General features: G+C 56.8%; 12 protein-coding genes. 7 read left to right on the top strand and 5 right to left on the bottom strand.

The window, feature by feature from the left end:
• Together GV764_RS14560 and GV764_RS14565 are read right to left on the bottom strand one after the other, a co-directional pair.
• On the bottom strand, positions 1-372 hold a 372-nt coding region (locus GV764_RS14560; RefSeq protein ID WP_201743204.1), incomplete at its 3' end, for a cation transporter.
• A gap of 95 nt (positions 373-467) precedes the next feature.
• Positions 468-1,094 (bottom strand): lysoplasmalogenase, encoded by a 627-nt coding sequence (locus GV764_RS14565; protein WP_161660776.1) that lies wholly within the window; start codon positions 1,092-1,094, stop codon positions 468-470.
• A gap of 141 nt (positions 1,095-1,235) precedes the next feature.
• Between GV764_RS14565 and GV764_RS14570 the strand changes: the two genes are divergently transcribed.
• Complete coding sequence (locus GV764_RS14570) at positions 1,236-1,595, top strand: DUF2500 domain-containing protein (RefSeq protein ID WP_161660777.1); 360 nt, start codon at positions 1,236-1,238, stop codon at positions 1,593-1,595.
• A gap of 17 nt (positions 1,596-1,612) precedes the next feature.
• Here the strand turns inward: GV764_RS14570 and GV764_RS14575 are convergent, their stop codons facing one another.
• Both GV764_RS14575 and rsmD read right to left on the bottom strand, forming a co-directional pair.
• Complete coding sequence (locus tag GV764_RS14575) at positions 1,613-1,879, bottom strand: DUF1145 family protein (RefSeq protein ID WP_161660778.1); 267 nt, start codon at positions 1,877-1,879, stop codon at positions 1,613-1,615.
• Positions 1,869-2,465, bottom strand: coding sequence for a 16S rRNA (guanine(966)-N(2))-methyltransferase (gene rsmD, locus GV764_RS14580; RefSeq protein WP_161660779.1), 597 nt, complete (start codon positions 2,463-2,465; stop codon positions 1,869-1,871). Before rsmD ends, GV764_RS14575 begins: the two co-directional genes overlap by 11 nt.
• Before the next feature lie 193 nt (positions 2,466-2,658).
• Between rsmD and ftsY the strand changes: the two genes are divergently transcribed.
• From ftsY to rpoH, 4 genes are all read left to right on the top strand, one after another.
• Entirely contained in the window at positions 2,659-4,131 is a 1,473-nt protein-coding gene (gene ftsY, locus GV764_RS14585) for a signal recognition particle-docking protein FtsY (RefSeq protein ID WP_161660780.1), read from the top strand.
• Positions 4,132-4,133: 2 nt separating this feature from the next.
• The gene (gene ftsE, locus GV764_RS14590; protein ID WP_125292617.1) at positions 4,134-4,802 is read left to right on the top strand and encodes a cell division ATP-binding protein FtsE; all 669 of its coding nucleotides are present in this window, start codon (positions 4,134-4,136) and stop codon (positions 4,800-4,802) included.
• Positions 4,795-5,850, top strand: coding sequence for a permease-like cell division protein FtsX (gene ftsX / locus GV764_RS14595; RefSeq protein WP_161660781.1), 1,056 nt, complete (start codon positions 4,795-4,797; stop codon positions 5,848-5,850). Before ftsE ends, ftsX begins: the two co-directional genes overlap by 8 nt.
• 256 nt (positions 5,851-6,106) lie before the next feature.
• Positions 6,107-6,964, top strand: a complete 858-nt coding sequence (gene rpoH / locus GV764_RS14600) for an RNA polymerase sigma factor RpoH (RefSeq protein ID WP_125292615.1) — start codon at positions 6,107-6,109, stop codon at positions 6,962-6,964.
• Between the two features lie 52 nt (positions 6,965-7,016).
• Here rpoH and pdxR read toward each other — a convergent pair whose 3' ends face one another.
• Positions 7,017-8,510 (bottom strand): MocR-like pyridoxine biosynthesis transcription factor PdxR, encoded by a 1,494-nt coding sequence (gene pdxR / locus GV764_RS14605; RefSeq protein WP_161660782.1) that lies wholly within the window; start codon positions 8,508-8,510, stop codon positions 7,017-7,019.
• 115 nt (positions 8,511-8,625) lie between these two features.
• Here pdxR and GV764_RS14610 point away from each other — a divergent pair, with 115 nt between their 5' ends.
• A complete protein-coding gene (locus tag GV764_RS14610) occupies positions 8,626-9,885 on the top strand; it encodes a 4-aminobutyrate--2-oxoglutarate transaminase (RefSeq protein WP_161660783.1) in 1,260 nt (419 codons plus the stop codon).
• Between the two features lie 258 nt (positions 9,886-10,143).
• Positions 10,144-11,247 (top strand): branched-chain amino acid ABC transporter substrate-binding protein, encoded by a 1,104-nt coding sequence (locus tag GV764_RS14615; protein ID WP_161660784.1) that lies wholly within the window; start codon positions 10,144-10,146, stop codon positions 11,245-11,247.
• Positions 11,248-11,318 lie beyond the last annotated feature (71 nt).

Raw genomic sequence — 11,318 nt, forward strand, 5'->3', positions numbered from 1 at the left:
GGAGGGGGGAGGCGCAGGGGAATCGCTGTCGGTCAGGGTATAGCCCGCCTGACGGATTGCCTGCTCGACCTGCTCGCGCACGTCGGCGGCGGCATCGACCAACAATTTTTCAGTCGCGAACACCACCTGCGCCTGGCTGACGCCGGGAATTTGGCGCGCCGCGTTTTCGACTTTGCGGGCGCAGGCGGCGCAGTCCATGCCCTGTACGTGCCAGCTAAAGCGTTGGGCGGCAGCAGAAGGGGGCGTCAAGGGTTGAGGCGCGGGTTGGCTGCATTGACCGTCGGCGCAACAGGACGTCTGCGCATCAAGCGGTTTAAATTTAACGGAACCAAACTGGGGAATGGGCTTGCCATCTGGCGTTGGGGTAGTCATGGCATCCTCCGGTAACAATCATTTTCTCATTACCGGAAGGGTACACTCTGGAGTGGACTCCAGAGTCAAGCCATTGATCAACTTTTCTGCAAAGTTTACAGGTACAGCGAACGCACAATCAGGAAATGCCCGGCAAAATAACAGGCCGAGGCGATAGCGTTATCGGCCGTAAAGCGCTTGCGATAATGGCTGCCCAGCCAGACCACGTTGCTTAACAGCAGCAGCGCCGCGCCGACAAACGCCGACAGGCTGGTATCGGTTGGGCGGAAGAACCACAGTTCACCCGCGAGCCATACCATCACCAGCGTCATGCCGATAAATGTGCAGATCGGCCAGCGCAGCTCTTCAAGCCGCGTCCAGATCACAGCAATCAGCGCCACGCCAATCACCGCCAGGGCCAGCGGCAACGGCCAGTAGAACGACAGAGTCATCTGGCTTGCGAAGTAGATGGTATACAGCAAATGAGACAGGAAAAACGCGCCGATGGCATACAGCAGGCGTTCACGCGGCAATAAAGTCAGCGTATCGCCCACCAGCGTCGCCAGCAGCCCGGCCACCACCAGATAGCCCAGCGCTTCAAACATCGGGGCCTGCCAGGCCAGCAGCAGCAACAGTAATAATGTGACGGGTTTAAATACCCAGCGTTGCCAGGCCGGACCGCGATAAGAGGCATCCACATACAGCCAGGCGGAAAAACAGACAGCAATAAACGACCAAAGCATGATAAGTCCCTGATTCAGTTATTGTAACGCGCACCCATTGTGCGCGGCTCTGTCTTTCAGTCTAGTGTCCCGCCGGGGCAGATGACAATGCTTATCAGGCCAGAGTATTCTAAAAAGCGCGTTATTGATCAGAGTGCCGTTATGAGTAAAATGCCGTTTTTCCTGATAGTTATCATCGCGATAATCGTCGCCGCCGCCTCTTTTCGCTTTATGCAACAGCGCCGGGAGAAGGCCAGCAACGATGCCGCACCGCAGTTACAAAAGCAGGTGGTAATCACTAACAAACGAGAGAAACCCGCCAATGATCGCCGCTCGCGTCAGCGCGAAGTTACGCCGGCGGGCGAGACGATGCGTTATGAGGCCAGCTTTAAGCCGTTACAGGGCGGGATGGAAATGACTTTCCGGCTACAGGCGGCGGATTACCATCAGCTCACGGTGGGAGAGAAAGGGGCGCTGGTTTATCAGGGCACGCGCTTTGTGCGTTTTGAGGCGCAGCCGTAACCGCGCCTGCGCCAGCATTACTTCATCTTTTGCTTTTTCTGCCAGGCCAGCAGTTCGAATACGCCAAACAGAAAGATGCGGATCTGTTCCGGTTTAGCCATCGGCGGCGCGTTTTTGGGTTGGGTGGCTTTCAGCATCGCCAGCTGTAAGCCGTGCATCAGCACCATAAATACCAGCGCCACGTTGACGAAAATATTCAGCGGGCGCGGGAAAGGCTGGATCAGATTCAGGATCAAAAATCCCCACACACACAGCATCAACAGGCGTCCCAGATTAATCAGCATGTTCCGCTCCTTGCGCTTCACGTAAATAGAGGCGATAGGCCACCTGGCCCGCCACTTTTTCCCGGTGCAACTGCCAGCTTGCCGGAACCGGCGGCATGCCGTTCTCCACTTCGCTTTCGACGTAGATTAATGCCTCGTCCGCCAGCCAGCCGTTTTTCTCCAGCAGGCTTACTGTTTCATCAAGTAACCCCTTGCGAAACGGCGGATCGATAAACACGATGTCGTGCGGCGTACCGGTTTGATTAAGGTAGTTCAGGGTATTGGTGTTGACCACGTTGCCGTTGGCGGCCTTTAGCGTCGCCAGGTTTTTCTGTAGCTGCTGCGCCACGGGCCGTTCCATCTCCAGCAGCGTGGCGCTGGCGGCATAGCGGGACAGCGACTCCAGCCCTAGCGCGCCGCTGCCGGCAAAACAGTCGAGACAGCGCGCATCCACCATATAAGGGGCCAGCCAGTTGAACAGCGTTTCACGCACCCGATCGGTGGTCGGGCGCAGGCCGGGGCTGTCGGTGACCGGCAGTTTTCGGCCTCGCCATTGGCCGCCGATAATACGAATCTGGCCGCTGCCAGAGGAGGTGGGTTTCTTCATGCTGTTCACTGGGCTTAATAATTTGGCCTGCTATTCTAGCGGCGCAGGCCGTCAGGTGAAACCTGAATCCGTCGGCGTGATGCGCTGGCGGGAAAGTGATAGAATAACGTATTCATTCGTAAAAAATTTAGCGCCCGCGATGTGATTGCGCGGAGATGCTGCCAGGATTCAACAGCGAGGGGTGTAGTCGCCAATGGCAAAAGATAAAAAACGGGGCTTTTTTTCCTGGCTGGGTTTCGGCCAAAAAGAGCAGGAACCTGAAGTTGAACAGCAGCAGGTAACGGAACAAGAAATCGAGAATCAGGTTACCGAGCTGCCGCCGGAAGCTGTCGAGCAGCCCGTTGCCGAGGCTGACGCGCCTGTTGTGGAAGAGGTTGCTACGTCTGCCCCGCATACGCTGGAAGAATCGCACGCGTTTGCGGAAGATCTGGTTGAAATCACCGAACAGCAGGCGGCGCAAGCGGAAGAACCGCAGCCAGTCGTTGATGAAGCCGTCGAGGTGAATGAGCAGCAAACAGCGGCGGTGATCGAGCACGAAACCCTGCCGTTACCCGAAGAAGTACAGGCGCAGGAAATCGAGCCGGAAGAGTGGCAGGCGGAGCAGGAGCCGTTAGCGGAAGCCGGGCCGGGCATCAGCGACGAAGAGCTCGACGCGCAGGCGCTGGCGGCGAGCCAGCAGGGTGAAGAACCGGTTGATGAGTTGCAGCAGGCCGATGTGGTCGTTCCCGTTCAGGAAAAACCGACCAAAGAAGGGTTCTTCGCGCGCCTGAAGCGCAGCCTGATTAAAACTAAAGAAAATCTCGGTTCCGGATTTATCAGTCTGTTCCGCGGCAAGAAAATCGATGATGATCTGTTTGAGGAACTGGAAGAACAGCTGCTGATTGCCGACGTGGGCGTGGAAACCACCCGTAAAATCATCGCCAATCTTACCGAAGGGGCCAGCCGCAAGCAGTTGCGTGACGCAGAAGCGCTGTACGGTTTGCTGAAGGACGAGATGGGCGAGATTCTGGCAAAAGTCGACGAGCCGCTGAACGTTGAAGGCAAAACGCCGTTTGTTATTCTGATGGTAGGCGTCAACGGCGTGGGTAAAACCACCACTATCGGCAAACTGGCGCGTCAGTTCGAGCAGCAGGGGAAATCGGTGATGCTGGCGGCGGGGGATACTTTCCGTGCGGCGGCAGTTGAGCAGCTTCAGGTTTGGGGGCAGCGCAACAATATCCCGGTGGTGGCGCAGCATACCGGCGCGGATTCCGCTTCGGTGATCTTCGACGCCATTCAGGCTGCGAAGGCGCGCAATATCGACGTGTTGATTGCCGATACTGCAGGTCGTTTGCAGAATAAATCGCACCTGATGGAAGAGCTGAAGAAAATCGTCCGGGTAATGAAAAAACTCGACGAAGCGGCCCCGCATGAGATTATGCTGACCATTGACGCCAGCACCGGGCAGAATGCCATCAGCCAGGCCAAACTGTTCCATGAGGCGGTAGGCCTGACGGGCATTACCCTGACCAAGCTGGACGGCACGGCCAAAGGCGGGGTGATTTTCTCAGTTGCGGACCAGTTCGGTATTCCGATTCGCTATATTGGCGTTGGCGAACAAATTTCTGATTTGCGCCCGTTTAATGCGGGCGACTTTATAGAGGCACTTTTTGCCCGAGAGGATTAACAATGATTCGCTTTGAACAGGTCAGCAAAGCCTATCTTGGTGGGAGACAGGCTCTGCAGGGGGTGACATTTCACCTGCAACCTGGCGAGATGGCATTCCTCACCGGCCACTCCGGCGCCGGTAAGAGTACGCTGCTGAAGCTTATCTGCGGCATTGAACGCCCCAGCGCGGGGCAAATTTATTTTGCCGGTCATGAGATCAGCCGTTTAAAAAATCGTGAAGTGCCGTTTTTGCGCCGCCAGATTGGCATGATCTTTCAGGATCACCATCTGCTGATGGACAGAACGGTATTCGATAACGTGGCGATCCCGCTGATCATCGCCGGAGCCAGCAGCGAAGATATTCGCCGCCGCGTTAGCGCCGCGCTGGATAAAGTCGGCCTGCTGGATAAAGCCAAAAGCTTCCCGATCCAGCTATCCGGCGGTGAACAGCAGCGCGTGGGCATCGCCCGTGCGGTGGTGAACAAGCCTGCGGTTCTGTTGGCGGATGAACCGACCGGTAACCTGGATGAAGCGCTGTCGGAAGGCATTTTGCGCCTGTTCGAAGAGTTTAACCGCGTGGGCGTCACGGTATTAATGGCCACGCATGATATGGGGCTGATTTCCAGCCGCCATTATCCGATGTTGACCCTGAGCGAAGGGCATTTGCATGGAGGCCGCCCCGGTGAATAAACGTGATGCGCTGAATGAAATGAAGCGCTTTGGCAACAAGCTCAGCGGTTTTACCCGCCAGAAAATGGGTGGCGACAGTAACCGTCAGCCGCCGAAACGCGCGAAAGGCCAGCCGGCGAAAGCAAAATCCCGCAAAGGCGGCGTTAACGAGCAGTTTCGCTATGCCTGGAACGGTGCGCTACAGGACCTGAAAAGCAAACCGTTCGCCACGTTTTTGACCGTGATGGTCATCGCCATTTCCCTGACGCTGCCCAGCGTCTGCTATATGGTTTATAAGAACGTCAACCAGGCGGCGACCCAGTATTATCCTTCCCCGCAGATCACCGTTTATCTTGATAAAGCGCTGGACGACGATGCGGCCCAGCAGGTGGTCGGGCAATTGCAGGCCGAGCAGGGCGTTGAGAAAGTCAATTACCTGTCGCGGGAAGAAGCGTTAGGCGAGTTCCGCAACTGGTCAGGCTTTGGCGGTGCGCTGGATATGCTGGAAGAAAACCCGCTGCCCGCCGTGGCGGTGATCGTGCCGAAGCTGGATTTCCAGGGCACTGAATCGCTGAACACGTTGCGTGACCGGGTTGCGCGCGTGCAGGGCGTGGACGAAGTGCGTATGGACGACAGCTGGTTCGCGCGTCTTGCGGCGTTAACCGGTCTGGTGGGACGCGTGGCGGCGATGATCGGCGTACTGATGGTCGCTGCGGTGTTCCTGGTGATTGGCAACAGCGTGCGGCTGAGTATTTTTGCCCGTCGCGACACGATAAACGTGCAAAAGCTGATTGGCGCCACCGACGGATTTATCCTGCGTCCGTTTTTATACGGCGGCGCGTTACTCGGTTTTAGCGGCGCATTTTTGTCACTGATTCTTTCAGAAATTTTGGTGATGCGGCTTTCATCTGCCGTGACCGATGTCGCACGGGTATTTGGGACAGCCTTTGATCTCAATGGCTTATCCTTTGATGAATGTCTGCTGCTGCTGCTGGTGTGCTCGATGATCGGCTGGCTGGCAGCCTGGCTTGCCACGGTGCAACATTTACGTCACTTTACCCCCGACTAAAAAAAGTTTGGTATACTTCTCCCCTGCTACGAGTTCCCGTCCGCAGGGGAGCAGTACTCGACAAACCCTGCCGCGCTTTTTCATAGCGTTGTCACACTCTGTGTGTAAACTATTCACAAATCGACATGGAACTTGTGGATAAAATCACTGTCTGAAGAAAGAGTGGATGATATTCTCGTTGCTCATAAGAACTGGCCCGTTTGTTGCCTGATGGGGACAACGCACCGCCAGTCTGATAATGATTGAGAGGATTTGAATGACCAAAGAAATGCAAACTTTAGCGCTCGCTCCGGTAGGCAACCTGGAATCCTATATCCGGGCCGCCAACGCCTGGCCGATGTTATCGGCCGAGGAAGAACGGACACTTGCTGAAAAGCTGCATTACCAGGGCGATCTGGAAGCAGCGAAAAAGCTGATCCTGTCTCACCTGCGATTTGTTGTTCATATCGCTCGTAACTATGCGGGCTATGGCCTGCCGCAGGCGGATCTGATTCAGGAAGGCAATATCGGCCTGATGAAAGCCGTGCGTCGCTTCAACCCGGAAGTGGGCGTGCGTCTGGTGTCCTTCGCGGTACACTGGATCAAAGCGGAAATTCACGAATACGTGCTGCGTAACTGGCGTATTGTGAAAGTGGCCACCACTAAAGCGCAGCGCAAGCTGTTCTTTAACCTGCGCAAAACCAAGCAGCGTCTGGGCTGGTTTAACCAGGATGAAGTGGAAATGGTGGCTCGCGAGCTGGGCGTAACCAGCAAAGACGTGCGTGAAATGGAGTCGCGTATGGCGGCCCAGGACATGACGTTTGATATGTCTCCGGACGACGATGCGCCGGACGGACAGCCGATGGCCCCGGTTCTCTACCTGCAGGATAAATCTTCGAACTTTGCCGACGGCATTGAGGATGACAACTGGGAAGAGCACGCGGCGGATAAACTGTCTGATGCGATGCAGGGGCTGGACGAACGTAGCCAGCACATCATCCGCGCCCGCTGGCTGGATGAAGACAGCAAAACCACATTGCAGGAACTGGCCGACCGTTATGGCGTCTCCGCCGAACGTGTGCGCCAGCTTGAAAAGAATGCAATGAAAAAACTGCGCGCCGCTATCGAAGCCTGATAGCCGCTGGCGATAAAAAATACCCCGTGAGAGATCATGGGGTATTTTGTTTTTAGCGTTTGATAAACGCTTGCGGGCAAAACAGCCGCACCGACTCCACCAGCCGCTCAAAGGCTTGCGGCATCTGTTCTTCGGTAATGCTGGCGAAACCCATCAGCAATCCCCGCCGTTTTGCAGACCCCACGTAATAGCGCGACAGCGCCCGCACCAGAATGCCATGGGCATTAGCATGGGCTGCAATCGCCACGTCATCCGCCTCGCCCGGCAGATGCAAAACCAGATGCAGCCCGGCATTATCGTTAAAATCATTCAGCGCCTGCGGCCCAAACGTCCGGGTAATCAACTGGCACAGCAGCGCCCGGCGCTTACTGTACAGCAACCGCATCCGGCGAATATGGGCGGTATACAGTCCCGACTCGATAAACTCCGCCAGCGCGCTCTGGATCAGCGAATGTCCGCTGCGGTACAGCTCGGCATGAGCTTTTCTGAATGATTCGGCCAGGGCTGGCGGCAGCACCAGATACCCGAGCCGCAGTCCGGGATAGAGCGTCTTGCTGAAGGTGCCGATATAAATCACCGGCGCGTCGGGCACCAGTCCCTGAAGCGCCGGGATCGGCTGACCGGAAAAGCGAAACTCGCTGTCGTAATCGTCTTCCACTATCCAGCACGGATGCCTCGCCGCAATGTTCAGCAGGCGCTGCCGCCGTTCCAGGCTCATCACCGGCCCCAGCGGGTACTGATGCGAAGGCGTGACGAAGATCAGGCGTGGGTGGGCATCAACGGTTTCCGGAGGGGCCATTCCCGCCTGATCGACATCGATCGGGCAGAGCGTTACCTCATTTATCTGCAAAATATGGCGGATGCCCCAGTAGGAGGGTTCTTCAATCCAGGCATGGTCGCCAGGGTTGGTGAGCATTCGCGTCACCAGGTCAATGGCCTGGTGTACTCCTTCGACGATCAGGATCTGTTCGGCGTTGCAGTTCACCGAACGGGCCACCCGCAAATACTCCACCAGCGCCTGTTGTAGCGCCGGTGAGCCGCCGTTATTGCTGTAAGTGAGCTGCCGGGGAGCGGGGCGGCGGCTGATGCGCGCCTGAATTTTGCTGAAGCGCTGGTGGGGAAAGGCGCTGACGTCCGGCACGCCGGGAATAAACGCGCCCCACTGGCTCGGGCTGGCGCTGATGTTATCCAGCAACTGCTGCCCACGGCGTGAAAACGCGGGCGCCGTAGCGGGTGGCGATAGCGCATCGCCGCGCGCCTGCGGGGGAAACATGTTATCCGGCAGGATTTGCGCCACCCAGGTGCCGCTGCCCTGGCGCGAGGTGACATAGCCTTCCGCCAGCAGCTGCTCGTACACCGTAATCACGCTGTTGCGGGAAATGCCCAACTGTGCGGCGAGATCTCGCGAGGCGGGCAGGCGCGTCTGCGGGGCCAGGCTTTTGTCCAGAATCGCCTGGCGCAGCGCGTTATATAACCGCCGATGCAAAAGCCCCTCCCGCTGCGCCGCAAAGCGCACCAGCACTAAGTCGCCCACCAGAGAATGCAATTGGATCCCTCAATCAGTCAGGATTGGTACTCGATTATAGAACCAAAGCGCGCTAAATAAACCACAATGTAGTGTACATGTTGCATTAACGTAAAAGAGCTGCGGAGAGACGAAAGTGAAAAATTCAGAACTACATCAACGCCGTCAGAATGCAACGCCGCGCGGTATCGGCGTGATGTGTGGGTTTTACGCTGAGCGCGCGGAAAACGCCACCCTGTGGGACGTGGAAGGCCGGGAAGTGATTGATTTCGCTGCGGGGATTGCCGTGCTGAATACCGGGCACCGCCATCCGCGCCTGGTTGAGGCGATTGAAAAACAACTCAAGGCTTTTACCCATACCGCTTATCAGATTGTGCCCTACGAAGGGTACGTGTCGCTGGCGGAGCGCATCAACGAGCGCGCGCCCATTGAAGGGCCGGTGAAAACCGCGTTTTTTACCACCGGCGCGGAAGCGGTGGAAAACGCCGTAAAAATTGCCCGGGCCAGCACCCGTCGCCCCGGTATTATCACCTTTAGCGGCGCGTTTCATGGCCGAACCTTTATGACCATGGCGCTCACCGGCAAAGTGGCCCCGTACAAGCTCGGCTTTGGTCCATTCCCCGGTTCGGTGTTTCATGCCCGTTACCCAAATGACCTGCACGGCGTCAGCGTTGAGCAGGCCCTGGAAAGCCTGGAATACCTCTTCAAAGCCGATATCGCCCCGGACCAGGTGGCGGCAATAATATTAGAGCCTATTCAGGGCGAGGGCGGGTTTAACGTCGCGCCGCCGGCATTTTTCAGCGCGCTGCGGCAGATTTGCGACCAGCATGGCATCCTGCTGATTGCCGATGAAGTGCAGACCGGTTTTGCGCGTACCGGTAAATTGTTCGCCATGGAGCATTATCCGGTGAAAGCCGATTTGATCACCATGGCGAAAAGCCTGGCGGGCGGGATGCCGCTATCCGCCGTTGCGGGGCGCGCCGAGGTGATGGATGCCCCCGCGCCGGGCGGGTTGGGTGGCACCTACGCCGGGAACCCGCTGGCGATTGCTTCGGCCCATGCGGTGCTGGATGTCATTGACGATGAAAAACTGTGCCAGCGCGCGAATGAACTCGGCGCGCAATTGAAAGAGGTGCTGGAGCAGTCCCGGAGCAACGCGGTGGCACAGGTGCGCGGGCTGGGTTCGATGATTGCTATCGAGTTTAACGACCCGGCAACCGGCAAGCCGTCGCCGGACATCACCCGCGACGTTCAGCAGGCGGCGCTGGAGCAGGGGTTGCTACTGCTCACCTGCGGTGTATACGGCAACGTGATCCGCTTCCTGTATCCGCTGACGATCCCACAAGCGCAATTCACCCAGGCGCTAAATATTCTTAAACAGGTTTTACCGCGCTAACCCTGATGCGGCGGGCATTGTTGTTGCACTAATGTTGCAATAAGACCCCGCCGCGCTCACTTTCTGTTATTCCCCCCACAAAATTGTTGTTCCAAAATCAGAAAAATGGGGTATGTTTTAGCAGAGTATGCTGCTCAGGCACCGGTGGCATCCCTCCTTTCTACTATCTAATGCTGCGCCTAAGTGCGATGGCGATATAATGTGCCAAATCAAAACAACAAAACAACTTCAACAACCACAACAATGGGGATCCTCAGGATGAAAATGACGGGTAAAGCGTTACTGGCGGGATGTATCGCTCTGGCGATGAGCAGCGCGGCAATGGCGGAAGATATTAAGATTGCCGTCGTCGGCGCCATGTCCGGCCCAGTCGCGCAGTATGGAGACCAGGAGTTTACTGGCGCAGAGCAAGCGGTTGCCGATATTAACGCCAGGGGCGGCATCAAAGGCAACAAACTGGTTGTGACCAAATATGATGACGCCTGCGACCCGAAACAAGCGGTAGCGGTAGCGAACAAAGTGGTTAACGACGGCATCAAATACGTTATCGGCCACCTGTGCTCTTCTTCCACTCAGCCAGCGTCTGATATCTACGAAGACGAAGGTATTCTGATGATCACGCCAGCGGCGACCGCTCCGGAACTGACAGCGCGTGGCTATCAGCTGGTGCTGCGCACCACCGGTCTGGATTCCGACCAGGGCCCAACCGCGGCGAAATACATCGCTGAGAAAGTGAAGCCGCAGCGCATCGCGGTTATCCACGACAAACAGCAGTACGGCGAAGGTCTGGCGCGTTCCGTGCAGGATAACCTGAAGAAAGCCGGCGCGAACGTGGTGTTCTTTGACGGTATCACTGCTGGTGAGAAAGATTTCTCCACTCTGGTGGCACGTCTGAAGAAAGAAAATATCGACTTCGTTTACTACGGTGGCTACCACCCGGAAATGGGCCAGATCCTGCGCCAGTCGCGCGCGGCAGGCCTGAAAACCCAGTTTATGGGCCCGGAAGGCGTGGCCAACGTGTCTCTGTCTAACATCGCCGGCGAATCTGCCGAAGGCATGTTAGTGACCAAGCCGAAGAACTACGATCAGGTTCCGGCGAACAAACCGATTGTTGACGCGATTAAAGCCAAGAAACAGGATCCGAGCGGCGCGTTCGTGTGGACCACCTACGCTGCGCTGCAATCCCTGCAGGCCGGCCTGAACCAGTCTGACGATCCGGCTGAAATTGCTAAATACCTGAAAGCGAACTCTGTTGAAACGGTGATGGGTCCGCTGTCATGGGATGAGAAGGGCGATCTGAAAGGGTTTGAATTCGGCGTGTTCACGTGGCATGCCAATGGCACGGCGACCGACGCCAAATAATTTGCCCGTCGCCTTTCACGCCGTAGCGGCGTTGACTGCGCTCGAAAACCCCGGTCACTTACTGATGTAAG

The sequence above is a fragment of the Atlantibacter hermannii genome (assembly GCF_009907385.1).
Lineage (GTDB): Bacteria > Pseudomonadota > Gammaproteobacteria > Enterobacterales > Enterobacteriaceae > Atlantibacter > Atlantibacter hermannii_A.